The sequence below is a fragment of the Ruegeria sp. AD9 genome, assembly GCF_056542305.1.
Genome location: NZ_JBQFZP010000002.1, coordinates 1 through 16,480 on the forward strand (window position 1 = coordinate 1; position 16,480 = coordinate 16,480).

Sequence of the window (16,480 nt, forward strand, 5' to 3'; positions counted from 1 at the left end):
AAAGACCTCAAGTAGCGTAAGCGGTAGGTCATAAAAAGTGTCGCGGGATGGAGCAGCCCGGTAGCTCGTCAGGCTCATAACCTGAAGGTCGTAGGTTCAAATCCTACTCCCGCAACCAAAAATTCCAGTCAGATATCAAGCACTTAGCGCCCCAAGGGGCGCTTTCTGTGTTTGGCCCTGCCGAACCCGGTGCTACAACGGTGCTACGCTACGGAGCAAAGAACAGCTATCAAAGCGCTCTCATTCTGACGCTACCTGAAGCCGACTCTTACCCCAACATGAAAACCAACACGCCTCCACCGTCAGTGCTGTCGGCACCGACACGCGGTCCCTCATTGCTCAGAGCGAAAATAGGAGTGTTGGATCAGGTTGAGATTCGGGAATTGTAATTCTTAGCTTCTCCGGTCCGGACATTCGGCCGGAAAATCATCAGACCTAAGCCCGATGTAGCGAAGCCGGGCCCGGGATATTCTGCCTCCAATACAGGATAACGCCTCGAACAGGATTGGAGACGATAATGAATACCCGGAAAAGAACTGGTCAGCTTCTCAGCACGGTTGCGCTGGCGTCGCTGATTGTGATGACACCCTATGTGCCGGTTTTTGACGCAGACGGTCATCTGCGGTTGGAACCTGCTTACGCGTTTGCAAAAAGCGGGAAGGGGAGTGACGGCAACGGCGGGGATGATGACCATGACAGCAATTCCGGGTCGGGCAGCGGCGGTGATCGTGACGACAATTCCGGATCGGGTAAAGGTGGTCACGATGATGATGACGACGACGATGATGATGATGACGATGGTTCGTCACGCTCGGGTCGGGGCGATAAGAAGGACCGGTCTCAGTCTGGGGGGCAGTCATCGGGGTCGGCTGGAATAACAAAGGTCGAGACAAGCGCGAGCGGCATAGAAGTACGCTATGCTGACGGCACCAAGGAAGAGATTGAAAACGGCCGGTACGAAAGAAAGAACGCGCAGAACCGAACAGTCGAGGAACGACCGGCCACCGGTGCCGACGTTTCGCGCCTTCGGTCACTGGCAAACGGTATCTCAATCGACAGCGTGCGCTCGCCCGGGCAGAGTGGTGGCGCTGGAAGTAACCCGGCAAAAATCGAAATTCAGGGCAGCAATATCGAAGTTAGTTACGCAAACGGCTGGAAAGAAGAGATCGAGGGCGGGCGTTACGAGTTGAAAGACCCGTTCAACCGGACTGTCGTAGAAAGAACCGCAACTGCGGCGGATCGCAGCAGACTTCAGGCGATTGCCAACTGAGTAACTAACTTTGACGATTGTGCGGGGCGGTTTCTTTTCTTGAGAGACCGCCCCGGTCTTTGAGCGCCTGACCCCTAGTCTTTCTTGTTCCAGGCCTCATGCGCGATAAGAGCGGCCTCCACCCGGTTTCGCGCATGGAGCTTGGACAGGATCGCCGTCATGTAATGCTTGACGGTTTTCTCCTGTATTCCCAACTCATCGGCTATTTCCCGATTGCTCAGCCCTTTGGCGACGCGCCGAAGAATCTCCTCTTCGCGATGGGTAAGATCATCTATGGCGTCAGCTTCTTGCTGCGACCCGTTTCCGCGATTGATCTGAAGCAGCATACGCGAAGCAAGACCCGGCGAGACGAACCCTTCGCCCGAGGCGATACTGCGCAGCGAAGCTGTCAATTCGCGTGCTGTCACGCCCTTGACGATATAGCCAATGGCACCCGCCTCCAAAGCGTCTGCAACGTCACTGCTGTTTTCAGAGACCGTCAATATCGCAATGAAAGGTGGGTTTGCCATTTCAGCAATTCGACGGGTCGCGCTAATGCCGCCGCCGGGCATCGACAGGTCGAGGATGGCGATGTCAGGCTGATGGGTTCGGACAAGGGAAACGGCCTCATCCGCATTTGATCCGGCGGCGAGAACCTTGAAGCCGTCAGCCTCTTCTAATGTGCGATGCAAACCGTCCCTGAAAATCGGGTGATCATCTGCGATAACGACGGATGTTGTCATGATGCACTCATCTTTCTGGGAAACAATGTCATAGCAACGGTGGTGCCCTTGCCCGGGGTTGATGTCACCTCGAACCGACCGCCAATGCTTTCGACCCGGTCACGCAAGCCGACAAGGCCCTGGCCCCCGTCCTCACGCAAAACCGTCTCGCCGGAGGGGGCGAACCCGGGGCCGTCGTCGCTGACCTGAACGGTAATGCGATCATCTTGTACGTCGCAGGTGACAGTGCACTGGGACGCGGGCGCATATCTTGCGGCATTGGAAAGCGTTTCCTGCAGGAACCGAAAAACGCACAACTTGCCCGAGATTGACAAATCAGGCGACGGATTGCCATGAAAGGAAATACCAGGGCGAAAAGGGCTGTGCTCGGAATGGTCCTCGACAGCTCTTTTCACGACATCAACGAGCGCCAGGTTTTCGATGTCCGGTGCGAACAGCCCCCGTGACAGGGCGCGAATTTCTGCCAAAGACTTCTGCAACGACTGTTGAATTTCTTCGGCCTCGGTGGGCATCTCCGGCCTGTCGCCGAATGCAGCCTCCAGTCGAAGGGCGGCGAGAGACAGGTATTGGGCAGGGCCGTCATGCAGTTCCGCGCCGAGTTTCTTGAGGAACCTGTCCGTTTGCGCAGCATATCTTTCCGATGCATCAATGACGCGCGACCGCAGCATGGCATTCTGTGCGGCCATCTTTTCACTTTCGGCAAGACGATCGTTCAGAAGGCGCCCTTGCCGTCGAATGGTGTTGTCGCCGATTGCGATAATGGAAAACAGAACAATCGTGCTTGCCGCAAAGGCCGAGCCAACGATCAACCAGCTTGTTCTTCGGGCTCTGGCCATGTCCAGTTCCAGCTGATCGGCCTTTTCATAAAACTCGGCGACCGCGATGATTTCCCCCGACCAGATTTCGCGAATGGGGCTGTAGACTTCCAGCAATGGAATGCCAAGCGCAGCCTCTGCCGCGCTTTCTTCGTCGTCCAGCTCTTCAAATGAGCCCGAGATTTCTCCAGCCCATGCGCGTTTCAGGTCGTCTGTTGGCTCGAATCGGCGACCGATGATGGCGGAATCCGATGCGTAGGCAATCTCGCCATCCTGTTTCCAGAACTTGTACGAGGCAATGCGTTCGCGCATCGGCTGGGTGATGAAAATCTCGTCCAGCGCCCGGCTGGCCTGTTCGGAAAGGCGGTCTCCATGCGCCAGTTCCTGGCTGAGTGGGGACAAAATGCTTTCCATGTACAATGCCGCAGAGTTGGCGGAATTTTGTACAACCGCATTTTCGATCCGGTTCGATACCCAGTGACCAACAAACACCGTTGCAGTCCCCATGACCACAACACTTGCCGCGAGAAAAACGCGCGACAAAGACCAGTTGCCAATTGTCAGGTCGGTAATTTTGGGTCTCATTTCGCAATCGACTATGAACGACAATTGCTTGACGCGCTACAGACCAAGGTCTGATGCGCTTCTCCAATGTTCGAAACCTGATGCGCGGGCCGGGACTTGGCCTTTTTGGGTGCACCCCGGCAGGTTCCCGCGTCCCGATCCCAGTCCCGGCTCAACGGGTTTTCAAACACTCCGACAGGGTTTGCGCCATGTTACGAATGACTTGCGGGTACAAAGACGGCCCCGGTTCCAGTGCCGAGCCCAGTGGATCGATCACACCGGATTGCGCCGATGTTCCATCCAACACGGTCTCGACGATGCCCGGATTGAACTGTGGTTCAGACAATACGCAGTTGATGCCTTCGGCGTGAATGCGACCTTGAATAGCGGCAATACGCGCGGGGCTTGGGTCGGACGCGTCGCTCAGGGAAATCGCGCCTGATGCAGGGAAATTGAACGCGACCTCAAAATACTGGTAGGCATCATGAAACACGATGAAGTTGCCGCCGCGAACCGGTTCAAGCAACTCTGCCACTTCTGCGGAAAGCGCGGTCATTTCTTCGCGCGCCGCTTTGGCATTTGCCAAATACGCAGCGGCGTTGTCGGGATCCGCTGATGACAGTTGATCCGCGATCAGGGTCAGCCAGGCTTTGGCATTCGTTGGCGACAACCAGGCATGTGGGTCATGAGAATCATGATCGTTATGATCATCATGGCCTTCGTGATCGTCATGGTCGTCATGGTCTTCGTGACCCGCATCGTCCGCGTGATCATGCGCCTCAAACAATGTGTCTTCCCGGAACTCAAGAAGCTCTGTGCCCTTTGCGTCCAATAGGGCAGTGGCAGTCGCGCCTTGGGCAAGGGTTTCTATCGCGCTTTCCAACCATGGCGTCAAGTCTTCTCCTACCCAGAACACCAGATCGGCGTTTTGCAACGCGGCTGCCTCGGACGGGCGCAGATTGTATTCATGGGGCGAGGCACCTGGTGCGACGATCAGGGCAGGTGTTCCCACACCCTCCATGACACGGGCCACCAGCGAATGAACCGGGGCAATGTCCGCGGCAACGTTTGGCGCATCTGCGCGGGCCGGTCCACCCAGCAATGCAACTGTGATCGACAATGGAAGAAGAAGCGTTCTGGACATAGAGCTCTCTGTGTGATTTTATAACATTTCAAGTGGCAATACATGATATGAAATAACATGACAAGTGATGTGCACCCGGTACCTGGCAAAGACACCGCCCCGGTCGGGTTTCAGGAACATGACCACCAGAGCTGTGTCGCAACGGCCCTGGCATCTGCCGAAGCCCGGTGCAAAGAGGAAGGGCTGCGTCTGACGCCGGTTCGCCGCAAGGTTCTTGAGATGTTGTTGCAGGAACATCGCGCCCTTGGCGCCTACGCAATCCTTGATCGGTTGCGCGACGAAGGATTCGGGTCCCAGCCTCCGGTCGCTTATCGGGCGTTGGAGTTTCTTGTACAGAACGGCTTTGTCCACAAGATCGAGCGGCTGAACGCGTTTGTCGCCTGCTCTCATCCCGGCGCGGCGCATTCACCTGCTTTCATGATTTGCCGAAAATGTGATGCCGTAGCCGAGGCGCAGTCCGCCCCCTCCAAAGGTGTTCTTGGCGCTGCCGCGCGCGCGGCAAGTTTCGAGATCGAGCGAACGGTTGTAGAGGCTGAAGGTCTCTGCCCTGACTGCACCGAAAAGGCATAAAGATGGCCCTGATCACTGTCGAGAAACTCAGCGTCCGCTATGGCGCGCATACCGTGCTGCATCATGTGGATATGGTCGTTGAACCGGGTGAAATCGTGACCATCGTTGGCCCGAACGGATCAGGCAAGACCAGCCTGCTGCGGGCCATTATCGGTGCGACACGGCCTTCCGCCGGTCACGTGTCACTGAAACCCGGTTTGAAAATCGGCTATGTGCCGCAGAAGCTGCATGTCGATCCGACTTTGCCAATTTCCGTCGAGCGGTTCATGCGTCTGACCGAACCTGTGTCGCGCAGGCAATGTGTCGAGGCGCTTGAATCGGCGGGTGTGCCGGATCTGTTGAAACGCCAGATGTCACAGTTGTCCGGCGGACAGTTCCAGCGGGTACTTCTGGCCAGAGCTTTGATCAACCACCCGGACATCTTGTTGCTGGACGAAGCGACACAGGGGTTGGACCAACGGGGATCGGCCAGCTTTTACCAGCAGATCGAGGCAGTCCGACGCGAGTCCGGATGCGCCATTTTGATGATCAGCCACGAACTGCATGTGGTCATGAGCGCGTCGGACCGGGTGATATGCCTCAATGGGCATGTCTGTTGCGAAGGATCGCCGGCCGTGGTCGCCTCGGCACCCGAGTATCGGGCCTTGTTCGGAACCGGAACAGGCGGTGCGCTTGCCCTTTATCGTCATGAACATGATCACCATCATGATCATGATCATGATGCGAACCCACAGGAAGCGGCGGAATAATGCTGGATGATTTCATGATGCGGGCAATGCTCGCCGGTATTGGCGTGGCGTTTGCGGCGGCCCCCCTTGGATGTTTTGTCGTGTGGCGTCGCATGGCGTATTTCGGCGACGCGACCGCGCATGCCGCAATTCTGGGCGTGGCCCTGTCCCTGACGTTTCAGATGTCGATCTTCACGGGTGCGCTGGCCGTCGCTTTGGTCATGGCGCTGACCGTTTCGCTTTTGGCGGGTCGCGGTTATGCGATGGACACGCTGCTGGGGGTTCTGGCGCATTCTGCGCTGGCCTTCGGGCTGGTAGCAGTTTCATTCCTGTCCGGTGTCCGGATTGACCTGATGGCATATCTGTTTGGGGATATTCTGGCGGTCTCCCGTTCGGATCTGGTCGTGATCTGGGGCGGTGCGGCGCTTGTCGTGGCTCTGATTGTCTGGCGTTGGTCGCAACTTCTGACCGCGACACTGAACGAAGAACTGGCCTATGCCAGCGGCTTCGATCCAAGGCGAGAACAACTGATCCTGACCCTGTCACTTGCTGTGACCGTAGCGGTGGCGATCAAGGTTGTGGGCGTGTTGCTGATCGCCGCAATGCTGATCATTCCGGCGGCTGCTGCGCGAAACCTGGCACGGTCACCAGAATCCATGGCCCTGATTGCTGCGGGAATAGGTGCGCTTTCGGCCATCACAGGGCTAAGGGCTGCGTATGTATTCGACACTCCGGCAGGGCCCTCGATTGTCTGCGTTGCCGCGATCGTTTTTGCGTGTCTCAGCCTGATCGGGTGGCGAACGCAGGACATGGCCTAAAGGTTCCGTAGGTCTTTGCGGCCGTAGAATCCCGGGCATCCGGTAATGTGACCGAAACGAAAACGCCAAAAAAAAGGCCCGCAATCCTGCGGGCCTTTATGCATTTCTATCCGCGCCGTTTATTGCGGGATATCGCCTTCCAGCCCTTCGACATAGAAGTTCATACCGGCCAGAGTACCGTCGTCGGCCACTTCGCCCTCGGCCAGCCAGTCGCTGCCGTCCTGCTTTTTCAGCGGTCCGGTAAAGGCATGATAGCTGCCATCGGCCAGCGCGGCTTTCAGGGCCAGTGCCTCTTCCTTGATGTCCGCGGGAACTGCATCCGAAATCTCACCGATTTCTACCATGCCCGGCCCGATACCGTCCCAGGTGTTGGACGAGGTCCAGGTGCCGTCCATCACGGCCTTTGTGCGCGCGATGTAGTAGGGTCCCCAGTTGTCGATGATCGAGGAAACACGCGGTTTGGGGGCGTATTCGCTCATATCCGAAGCCTGACCGAAGGTGATCACGTTGCCCGCCTCTTGTGCGGCGGCCTGCGGTGCGGTCGAGTCAGTGTGCTGCAGGATCACGTCGGCGCCCTGTTCGATCAGAACCGATGCAGCGTCAGCCTCTTTCGCCGGGTCGAACCATGTATAGGCCCAGACGATCTTGAACTGTACATCCGGGTTCGCTTTCTTGGCGTGGATATAGGCCGAGTTGATACCGCGGATCACCTCGGGGATCGGGTAGGACCCGATATAGCCGATGATGTTCGATTCGGTCATTCTACCCGCGATATGCCCCTGAACCGCGCGGCCTTCGTAGAAACGCGCTGAATAGACCGAGACGTTGTCGGCGGTCTTGTAGCCGGTCGCGTGCTCGAACTTCACGTTCGGGAATTTCTTGGCCACATTGATGGTTGGATCCATATAGCCGAACGAGGTGGTAAAGATCAGATCCGCGCCTTCCAGCGCCATCTGGGTCATCACGCGCTCGGCGTCGGGGCCTTCGGGTACTGATTCAACGAATACAGTCTCGACCTTGTCGCCGAACTCTTCTTCGATCGCCAAACGGCCTTTGTTGTGTTCATAGGTCCAGCCGCCGTCGCCGACAGGGCCGACATAAACAAAACCGACCTTGGTTTTGTCTTGTGCCACTGCACCGGTCGCAAGACCAAGCGCTATCGCGGCAGTTGTCAGAAGCGATTTTAATTTCATGTAGTTACTCCCCAAGTTGGTTCAGTTGGCCCCTAGTGTGAGGCATGGAAGGTCCGGCCCAGTGAGGCAGGTGCGCTGCTCTTGTCGGCCGAAAGGATCACAAGCACAAGGATCGTGATAAGATAGGGTGACATTGCCAGATACTCGACGGGAATGGCAACGCCCGCTGCCTGCAAATTAAGCTGCAAGACGGTGATGCCGCCGAACAAATATGCACCCAGCAGGACCCGCCACGGTTTCCAGCTGGCAAACACCACCAGCGCCAGTGCGATCCAGCCGACACCTGCGGTCATGCCCTCGGTCCATTGCGGCACACGTATCAGACTGATGTAAGCTCCACCCAGACCCGCGCAGGCCCCGCCAAACAGGATCGCCATGATACGGATTTTGATGACCTTGTAGCCAAGCGCATGGGCGGCATCGTGGTTTTCACCAACCGCCCGCAGGATCAACCCGACGCGGGTGTACTTCAGGACGGCCCAGACCACAGCGGTCAGCGCAATGCCCAGATACAGGATGGGATCGTGCCGAAACAGGATCGGGCCGATGACCGGAATATCGCTGATCAAGGGGATGTGGATATCGCCCATGCTGGGTGGTTTGACGCCCACATAGCTTTGCCCCATCAGGGCGCTGAACCCCAGGCCAAACAGGGTCAGCGCAAGGCCGCTGGCAACCTGGTTGGCCAACGCAAACTGTGTCAGCAAGACGAACAGCAGCGACAGCACGGCCCCGCCAATGGCGGCAGCAACAAAGCCCAGCCAGGGCGATCCGGTTTCGACCGAGATCGCAAAACCGCTGATCGCGCCAACGATCATCATGCCCTCGACACCAAGGTTCAGAACGCCTGCCTTTTCCACGACAAGCTCTCCGATCGCGGCCAGCAGAAGGGGGGTTGCGGCCACCATAAGCGAAGCAACCAGAAGAACGGGATTGATTTGACCAAGATCCATGATCACGCCACCTCGCTACGAGCCGCACGGATGCGGAAGTTTGTCAGAAGATCGAAGGCCAGCAGGAAAAACAGCAGCATTCCCTGAAACACCTGAATGGCTGCGGCAGGCAGGCCCAGCTGCGATTGTGCGATTTCACCGCCAATATAGGTCAGCGCCATCAGGCCCCCGGCCAAAAGAATACCCACCGGATGCAGTCGGCCCAGAAAGGCGACGATGATCGCTGTAAAGCCATAACCCACATTGAAATCGATGCTGATCTGACCGGACGGGCCGGACACCTCGAACATCCCGGCCAACCCGGCCAAAGCGCCCGAAATTCCAAGGCAGAACAGGATCAGGCGCGCTGGATTCACACCTGCAAACTTTGCGGCGCGGGGGGCCTCACCCGTCAGACGGATATGGAACCCCAGCATGTGACGGTTCAGCAAAACATAGGCAAAGATCACCGCGATGAAGGCCGCGACAACACCCCAATGCATCCCGGAACCGGCAATCAGCTCGGCATTGTGCGCGCTTTCATAGGATTGCAGGTTGCGCGAGCCGGGAAAGCCGAACCCTTCGGGGTTCTTGAGCAAACCCAGCGAGACCGAGGCCAGCATCTGTTCGGCCACGTAGACCAGCATCAGCGACACGAGGATTTCGTTGGTGCCGAAACGCACTTTCAGCAAAGCCGGGATCGTTGCCCACAGCCAGCCGCCAAATGCGCCTGCGGCCACCATGATCGGGAAGATGTACCAGGCGTCGAGCGGATAGAAGGCCAGACCTGCGCCCGCACCGAATATGGCGCCCATGATGTATTGCCCTTCGGCCCCGATATTCCAGATACCGGCTCGAAATCCCAGCGACAATCCGATAGCGATCAACACAAGCGGGGCGCCCTTGACCAGCAATTGAGGGCGGTAATAGAATGCGAACTCGCCAAAAAGCGGCTCCCAGAAGATGGTACCGATGGCTTCGACCGGGTTTTTCCCCAATATGGCAAACAGCAACCCGCCAAACACCATTGTCGCCAGCACCGCCACAAGGGGGGTCGCATAAGACCAGGCCCTGGACGGCTGTGGCCGTTTCTCCAATACAATCAACTGCTCATCCCCCCAGATGTTTCATCTTTTTGCAAATACTCTCGCCGAAGGCGATTCAGCAGATCACACATGTGCCACCTCCATGCCATGGGCACCGCCCATCATCAGGCCAATCTCATCCACGGTCAGGCCGGTGGTCGGGCGCGGTGCGCTCAGCCGACCTTCGTTTAAGGCCGCAAAACTGTCCGAGATTTCCATCAGCTCATCCAGATCCTGCGAAATGCAGACCACCGCTGTGCCTTTCGCCGCAAGATCGAGTATGGCTTGCCGGATCGACGCGGCCGCCGCGGCATCCACCCCCCAGGTTGGCTGGTTTACCACCAACACATCAGGGTTTTGCAGCACTTCGCGTCCAATCACGAATTTCTGCAGATTGCCGCCGGACAAGGACCGCGCTGCGTTTTCGGGCCCGGGCGTACGTACGTCGAAGGCTTCGATGATCTTTTCGGCAAAACTCCGGGTTTCGGACCATTTCAAGAAGCCGTTTTTCTCAAGCCCTTCCCGCACAGATCCGGTCAGCAAAGCGTTTTCGGTCAGGCTCATGTCGGGCGCCGCCGCGTGGCCGAGCCGTTCCTCAGGCGCGGTCAGAACGCCCAGCTTGCGGCGCGCTGTCGGGCCGAGCTTGCCGATTGCCTGACCGTTGAACTTGATCGCATCCGCCGATGTCAGGATTTCCCCGGACAGCACGCCCAGCAATTCATCCTGCCCGTTTCCGGCAACACCGCCGACGCCCAGAACCTCGCCCTTGCGGACCGTCATGTGCACATTGCGCAATGCGGTGCCGAATTCCGAAGGCGAGGGGACTGACAGCCCGCTGACATCCAGCGCGACCTCGCCCAGTTCCCGGCCCGAGCGTTCAGGCGTCTGCAACGTCGAACCGACCATCATCTCGGCCATGTCGCGCGCCGAGGTTTCAGCGGGAACACATTCGCCCACGTTCTTGCCCAGACGCAGGATCGTGGCATGGTCGCACAGCGTTCGGATCTCCTCCAGTTTATGCGAGATATAAAGGATCGAGGTTCCCTCGGAGCGAAGCTTGTTCAGCGTCTCAAACAGGATATTGACCTCTTGCGGGGTCAGAACCGAGGTCGGTTCGTCCATGATCAGCAGTTTGGGGTCCTGCAACAGGCAGCGAATGATCTCGACCCGCTGGCGTTCGCCTGCGGACAGATCGCCAACCGTGCGGAACGGGTCCAGCGGCAGACCATAGGTTTCCGAGACTTCGCGAATGCGCGATGCCAGATCCCCCATCGGGGGCGGATTCTCCATCCCCAGCGCGATATTCTCGGCCACGTTCAGCGCGTCAAACAGCGAAAAATGCTGGAACACCATCGCGATCCCATCGGCACGGGCCGCGCGCGGTTCGGGCGGCGCAAACGGATTGCCGCGCAGCTTCATGGTGCCGCTGTCCGGCTTCACAAGCCCATAGATCATTTTCACCAGCGTGGATTTCCCCGCGCCGTTTTCACCCAGCAGCGCGTGCACTTCGCCTTCACCGATGTCAAAGGACACCTGATCATTGGCCACAACACCGGGGTAGGCTTTGGTCAGCCCTTGCAAGCTCAAAAGTGGAATGGTCACGCGCTCAGGTCCTTCTTCAACTCGTTTTGCAGGGCCGGGCGCAGCAATTGTGCGGCGACGCCCACGGCGATCATATGTGGATGCTTCCCCATCGACGGGTCACCGATCGGGCAGGTGATCCGGCTTATCCGTTCAGGCGGATGCCCAAGAGCGGCCAGACGCGACCGGAATCGCGCCCATTTCGTAGCCGAGCCGATCAGCCCCGCAAAGCCAAAATCGTGCAAAAGCAGTCTGTTGCACAGTTCAAAGTCAAGGCTATGCGAGTATGTCAGCACAAGATGTTCGGCGTCGGATGGGGCATGGCGGATCAGCTCGGCCGGTTTTATGGCCGGAACAATTGTCACGCCCGCTGGCACAGTGGCCGGAAAGCGCTGACGGCTGGTGTCCACCCAGGTGATCGCAAGATCGGGAAGCGGGGACAGCACATCCACTAGCGCACGGCCGACATGGCCCGCGCCCCAGATCCACAGATTGCGTGTCGGCTTGTGAACAGGTTCAACCATCCAGCCATCGATCAGCTGCGGTTCTGGCGCAATCCCCTGTCCGCGCGCCGTCGCCAGCATTCGCTTGACCGACAGGGGCATCTCGTCACCCGTGGCCGGGCACGCGATGACCGTATCGTCCAGATCATTGACAGTGTTTGCGTCGTAGACCTCGCTCAGCAACGACACGGCACCGCCGCAGCATTGCCCCAACTCGGGTCCAAGTGCATGATGCGTCAGGCGGGTTGGCGTGGTTTGCAACCGTGCGGCATTTGCCGCCTGGTATTCCAGTGTTCCGCCACCAATTGTGCCGCTTTGCCCGCCGCCCCAGACCAGCATGGCGGCACCAACTTCGCGCGGAGACGACCCTTTGATCCCGGCGATGACCACCCGAACCACTTTGCCGTGGGTTTTGACCGCCTCCCTCAAAGCCTCTAGGTCAAATCCCATCAGATATCTCCCTTCATCCTCTGGACGCCGCGCCAGACCTCTTCGGCGGTGGCGGGCGCGTTGAGTGCCGGATAGGTGTCCCCGCAGGCTGCCACCGCATTCGAAAGCGCCAGCCAGGCCGATATTCCCAGCATGAACGGGGGTTCCCCCACGGCTTTCGAGCGATAGATGGTGTCCTCTCGGTTCTCGCCATCCCAAAGTGCGACGTTGAAAATGTCGGGCCGGTCGGAACAGGCCGGGATCTTGTAGGTCGAGGGCGCATGTGTGCGCAGGTTGCCCTTGCCGTCCCAGACCAGTTCCTCGGTCGTCAGCCAGCCCGCGCCCTGCACGTAACCGCCTTCGACCTGTCCGACATCCAGCGCCGGGTTCAGCGAAGCGCCCGCGTCATGCAGGATATCTGTGCGCAGAATGCGGTTCTCGCCCGTCAACGTGTCCACAGCGACCTCGGTGACCGAAGCGCCATAGGCGAAGTAGTAAAACGGGCGACCGCGTCCCGCGATCCTGTCCCATTCGATCTTGGGCGTTTTATAAAAGCCGGTGGCCGACAGGCTTATGCGACCCTGATAGGCCAGTGCGGCAGCTTCGGCAAACGTGTACCGTTCTTCACCAACCGAAACGTGGCCATCCGTGAAAGTGACCGCGGAGGGGTCGGCCTGATGCCGTTCAGCCAGATAATCGGCCATCCGGTCGCGGATCGTATCGCAAGCCGCTTTCACCGCCATGCCGTTCAGATCGCTGCCCGAAGACGCTGCCGTGGCTGACGTATTCGGCACTTTGGCCGTATCGGTGGCGGTGATCTTGACCATCTCAAGCGGGATGCCGAAACGCGACGCGGCCACTTGCGCGACCTTCTGGAACAGGCCCTGACCCATCTCGGTGCCGCCATGATTCAGGTGGACCGAACCATCCTGATACACATGCACCAGCGCACCGGCCTGGTTCAGATGGGTCAGCGTGAAGGAAATTCCGAACTTGACCGGAGAAAAGGCGATGCCCTTCTTGATCACGCTGTTTTCGGCGTTCCATTTCTCGATGGCCGCTTTGCGCGCGGCATAGTTGCTGGACTTCATCAGCGCTTCGGTCATGCCATGCAGTTCGAAATCGCTGACCTCCATTCCGTAGGGCGTCGTGTTGCCGCCAGCGGGCAGGGGGCGGACCGGGGCCGTCCCTGTTTCCACCGCGCCACGGCTGGTCAGGTCTTCGTGCGGGTCGGGATGACCCAGCGGTTTCTCGTGGGGTTGGACTTCGGCAACCTTATGCGCGGGCTCGTAATAGTTGCGGCGGCGCAATTCCACCGGGTCCAACCCAAGTTCATGCGCGGCGTGGTCCATCACACGTTCGATGGCAACCATCCCCTGCGGGCCACCAAACCCGCGATAAGCGGTGGCTGACTGCGTGTTGGTCTTCAACCGATGGCTTTCAATCCGGGCATTGGGCAGCAGGTAGGCATTGTCCGAATGCAGCATCGCACGGTCGGCGACGGGCAGGGACAGGTCCTGTGCCCAGCCGCAGATCGCGTATTGCAGAAAGGACACGCCCTGAATGTGACCCTGTTCGTCAAATCCCGCGCGATAGGAAATCCGGAAGGCGTGGCGTTTGCCGGTGATGATCATGTCATCATCGCGGTCATAGCGCATCTTGCAGGCTTTGCCGGTTGCCCGCGCCGCCACTGCGCAGGCGACGGCCAGCGCATTCCCCTGGCTTTCCTTGCCACCGAATCCGCCACCCATGCGCCGGGTTTCGACGCGGATCGCATGCATGGGCAGGCCCAGAGCGTCCGCCACCTTGTGCTGTATCTCGGTCGGGTGCTGGGTCGAGCTGTGGACCAGCATGTCGCCGCCTTCATTCGGCACGGCAAGGGCTGCCTGACCTTCCAGATAGAAATGCTCCTGACCGCCGATCTCGAATGTTCCGTCGATGACGTGGGCTGCGCTTTCAATCGCGGCGTCCGCGTCGCCCTTGGCATAGATGCGGGGCCCGTCTTCAAATCGGCTGTCTGCTGCCAGAGCTTCTTCCACCGTCAGGATCGGTGTTTCCTCTGCATAGTCGATCTTGCCCAACCGAACCGCCTTGCGGGCGGCCAGATGGCTGGTGGCAACCACAAGGAAAACAGGCTGGCCGATATAGTGAACCGTCCCGTCGGACAGCAACGGTTCATCGTGGATCGAGGGCGAAACATCGTTGGCAAAGGGCAGGTCCTGTGCCGTCATGACCTTGACGACCCCGGCTGCTGCTTTCACGGCAGACAGGTCCATCGCGGTAATCGTGCCCTTGGCGATCGGGCTCAGGCCAAAGGCCAGATGCAATGTGCGCTTTGGCGTCGGGATGTCGTCCACATATCGGGCGGAACCGGATACGTGCAGCGGTGCCGCGTCGTGGGGAAGGGGTTTGGTTACGCTCATGCCGATACCTCCAGCACGTTGGTCACTTGGCCCTGATCCTCAAGGAAGTACCGTTCCAGCATCGCTTTGGCGGTCTCAAGCCTGTACGTGGCCGAGGCGCGCATATCGGTAAGCGGTGAATAATCGTCGGCAAAAGCGGGCAGAGCGGCGTCAATCGTCTCGCGCGTCCATGGCTTGCCGATCAACGCGGCCTCGACATGGGTTGCCCGTTTCGGAATGCCAGCCATACCGCCAAACGCGATGTGCGCAGCCGCCACCCGTCCGTCCGAAATGGTAATGTTGAAACATCCGCACACGGCCGAGATATCCTGATCGAACCGTTTGCTCAGCTTGTAGCATTTCAGCCGGTCCGCCTGACGCGGGAAGCTGACGGCTTCGACAAACTCACCCGGCGCGCGGTCCTGTTTCCCGTAATCGATGAAGAAGTCTTCCAGCACGACTGACCGGCGTTCATCACCTTTGCGCAGGTGCAGCGTCGCACCCAATGCGATCAGCGCGGGCGGGTTGTCTCCGATTGGTGAGCCATTGGCGATGTTGCCACCCACAGTGGCCGCGTGACGGACCTGAACACTGGCATAGCGCCGGATCATTTCGGCATACGATGGGTGAATGTCCGCCAAGGCTTCGCCCATGCGGTTCATATCGACCATGGCACCGAACCGAATATCTTCGTCGGTGATCGTGATCTCTTTCAGATCGTCACAGCTGTTCAGGAAGATCACCGGATCAAGATCGCGCAGTTGCTTGGTCACCCAAAGCCCAACATCAGTTGCGCCCGCGACCAAAGTGGCATTCGGGTTCTCGGCATACACAGCAGCCAGCGCGTCGGACGAGCCCGGCAGCATGGGTGAGGCGGCAGGCGTTGCGACAGGCTTGTCCTTGACCCAGACAGGCACGGGATGCTTCTCGGCCGCTTCGGCTGCGCGAATAATGGGTGCATAACCCGTGCAACGGCACAGATTACCGGCAAGCTGTGTGTCGTGATCCGTCGCGCCATTGGTGTGACCGGCCACCATCGACATGACAAAACCGGGTGTGCAAAAGCCGCATTGCGACCCGTGTAAGTCAACCATGGCCTGCTGAACCGGATGGACCTCGCCATCGGGGCCGCTGGCGCCTTCGACGGTTCGAACCGCCTTGCCATGCAGCTGCGGCAAGAAAAGGATGCACGAGTTCAGGGCCTTTGCGCCACCCGCATCCGTCACCATGACAGTGCAGGCACCGCAATCGCCTTCGTTGCAGCCTTCTTTGGTGCCGGTCAGGCCACGATCTTCACGCAGCCAATCCAGCAGAGTGGCTGTCGGATTGATATCCGTCAGCTCCACTGTCTCTCCATTCAGAAGAAACGTGATGTCCATTCGAGAAACCCGTCGCCTTACCCGGTTGCGCCCTGGTGGTGCCCTCCTTCGATGCGACGTAGAAAGAGTGGCGGGCGGATAGCTTGCAAATGGATGTTAGAAACAGCATGCGTGATCTGGCAAGAAAAACTGCCTGTATGATGCATCATTACAGCCAAGTGGCGTGGATTTGCGCACCCTGTGTAAATATCAGTTGCTTGAAACTAAAGCGTTTTTTTGTCAGTGAAGATGTCGCTTTCCGAAGCACCTTCTGGAAAATCCGAATAATCGAAAATGATTATTTTGCCAAACAATGGCGCAGGTTCCGGCTTTTGCATGCCTCGCGGCTAGGGTAGCGTGCCGTTC

At 58.7% G+C, this 16,480-nt stretch carries 14 protein-coding genes and 1 tRNA gene; 5 read left to right on the top strand and 10 right to left on the bottom strand.

What is annotated here, in order from left to right:
- Nucleotides 1-41: 41 nt before the first annotated feature.
- Nucleotides 42-118 (top strand) — tRNA-Met (locus ACR0AM_RS03005).
- Between the two features lie 399 nt (nucleotides 119-517).
- Nucleotides 518-1,270: a hypothetical protein gene (locus ACR0AM_RS03010; RefSeq protein WP_480622085.1), complete on the top strand. Its 753-nt coding sequence runs from the start codon at nucleotides 518-520 to the stop codon at nucleotides 1,268-1,270.
- Between the two features lie 74 nt (nucleotides 1,271-1,344).
- Here ACR0AM_RS03010 and ACR0AM_RS03015 read toward each other — a convergent pair whose 3' ends face one another.
- The 3 genes from ACR0AM_RS03015 to ACR0AM_RS03025 all read right to left on the bottom strand — a co-directional run bounded on the left by ACR0AM_RS03015 (nucleotide 1,345) and on the right by ACR0AM_RS03025 (nucleotide 4,515).
- Nucleotides 1,345-1,992: a response regulator gene (locus tag ACR0AM_RS03015; RefSeq protein WP_480540016.1), complete on the bottom strand. Its 648-nt coding sequence runs from the start codon at nucleotides 1,990-1,992 to the stop codon at nucleotides 1,345-1,347.
- On the bottom strand, nucleotides 1,989-3,392 hold the full coding sequence (locus tag ACR0AM_RS03020; RefSeq protein ID WP_480622086.1) for a sensor histidine kinase: 1,404 nt from the start codon (nucleotides 3,390-3,392) through the stop codon (nucleotides 1,989-1,991). Before ACR0AM_RS03020 ends, ACR0AM_RS03015 begins: the two co-directional genes overlap by 4 nt.
- Before the next feature lie 151 nt (nucleotides 3,393-3,543).
- On the bottom strand, nucleotides 3,544-4,515 hold the full coding sequence (locus ACR0AM_RS03025) for a zinc ABC transporter substrate-binding protein (RefSeq protein WP_480622087.1): 972 nt from the start codon (nucleotides 4,513-4,515) through the stop codon (nucleotides 3,544-3,546).
- 57 nt (nucleotides 4,516-4,572) lie between these two features.
- On the opposite strand from ACR0AM_RS03025, the gene ACR0AM_RS03030 reads away from it, so the two are divergent.
- Genes ACR0AM_RS03030 through ACR0AM_RS03040 form a run of 3 tightly spaced genes read left to right on the top strand, consistent with a single transcriptional unit; the run spans nucleotide 4,573 to nucleotide 6,631 of the window.
- Nucleotides 4,573-5,085 (top strand): Fur family transcriptional regulator, encoded by a 513-nt coding sequence (locus tag ACR0AM_RS03030; RefSeq protein WP_480622088.1) that lies wholly within the window; start codon nucleotides 4,573-4,575, stop codon nucleotides 5,083-5,085.
- A gap of 2 nt (nucleotides 5,086-5,087) precedes the next feature.
- Nucleotides 5,088-5,834, top strand: a complete 747-nt coding sequence (locus tag ACR0AM_RS03035) for a metal ABC transporter ATP-binding protein (RefSeq protein WP_480475372.1) — start codon at nucleotides 5,088-5,090, stop codon at nucleotides 5,832-5,834.
- Nucleotides 5,834-6,631 (top strand): metal ABC transporter permease, encoded by a 798-nt coding sequence (locus ACR0AM_RS03040; RefSeq protein ID WP_480475374.1) that lies wholly within the window; start codon nucleotides 5,834-5,836, stop codon nucleotides 6,629-6,631. The genes ACR0AM_RS03035 and ACR0AM_RS03040 overlap by 1 nt, the downstream gene beginning before the upstream one ends.
- 119 nt (nucleotides 6,632-6,750) lie before the next feature.
- Here ACR0AM_RS03040 and ACR0AM_RS03045 read toward each other — a convergent pair whose 3' ends face one another.
- From ACR0AM_RS03045 to xdhA, 7 genes are all read right to left on the bottom strand, one after another.
- The gene (locus tag ACR0AM_RS03045; RefSeq protein ID WP_480475376.1) at nucleotides 6,751-7,824 is read right to left on the bottom strand and encodes a BMP family ABC transporter substrate-binding protein; all 1,074 of its coding nucleotides are present in this window, start codon (nucleotides 7,822-7,824) and stop codon (nucleotides 6,751-6,753) included.
- 32 nt (nucleotides 7,825-7,856) lie between these two features.
- On the bottom strand, nucleotides 7,857-8,777 hold the full coding sequence (locus ACR0AM_RS03050; RefSeq protein WP_209598075.1) for an ABC transporter permease: 921 nt from the start codon (nucleotides 8,775-8,777) through the stop codon (nucleotides 7,857-7,859).
- A 2-nt stretch (nucleotides 8,778-8,779) separates the two neighbouring features.
- Nucleotides 8,780-9,862, bottom strand: coding sequence for an ABC transporter permease (locus tag ACR0AM_RS03055; protein WP_480496425.1), 1,083 nt, complete (start codon nucleotides 9,860-9,862; stop codon nucleotides 8,780-8,782).
- A gap of 63 nt (nucleotides 9,863-9,925) precedes the next feature.
- On the bottom strand, nucleotides 9,926-11,443 hold the full coding sequence (locus tag ACR0AM_RS03060) for an ABC transporter ATP-binding protein (RefSeq protein ID WP_480496423.1): 1,518 nt from the start codon (nucleotides 11,441-11,443) through the stop codon (nucleotides 9,926-9,928).
- Nucleotides 11,440-12,375: a xanthine dehydrogenase accessory protein XdhC gene (gene xdhC / locus ACR0AM_RS03065; protein WP_480622089.1), complete on the bottom strand. Its 936-nt coding sequence runs from the start codon at nucleotides 12,373-12,375 to the stop codon at nucleotides 11,440-11,442. Before xdhC ends, ACR0AM_RS03060 begins: the two co-directional genes overlap by 4 nt.
- Nucleotides 12,375-14,777, bottom strand: coding sequence for a xanthine dehydrogenase molybdopterin binding subunit (gene xdhB / locus ACR0AM_RS03070; RefSeq protein WP_480622090.1), 2,403 nt, complete (start codon nucleotides 14,775-14,777; stop codon nucleotides 12,375-12,377). Before xdhB ends, xdhC begins: the two co-directional genes overlap by 1 nt.
- A complete protein-coding gene (xdhA, locus tag ACR0AM_RS03075) occupies nucleotides 14,774-16,135 on the bottom strand; it encodes a xanthine dehydrogenase small subunit (protein ID WP_480622091.1) in 1,362 nt (453 codons plus the stop codon). The genes xdhB and xdhA overlap by 4 nt, the downstream gene beginning before the upstream one ends.
- Nucleotides 16,136-16,480 lie beyond the last annotated feature (345 nt).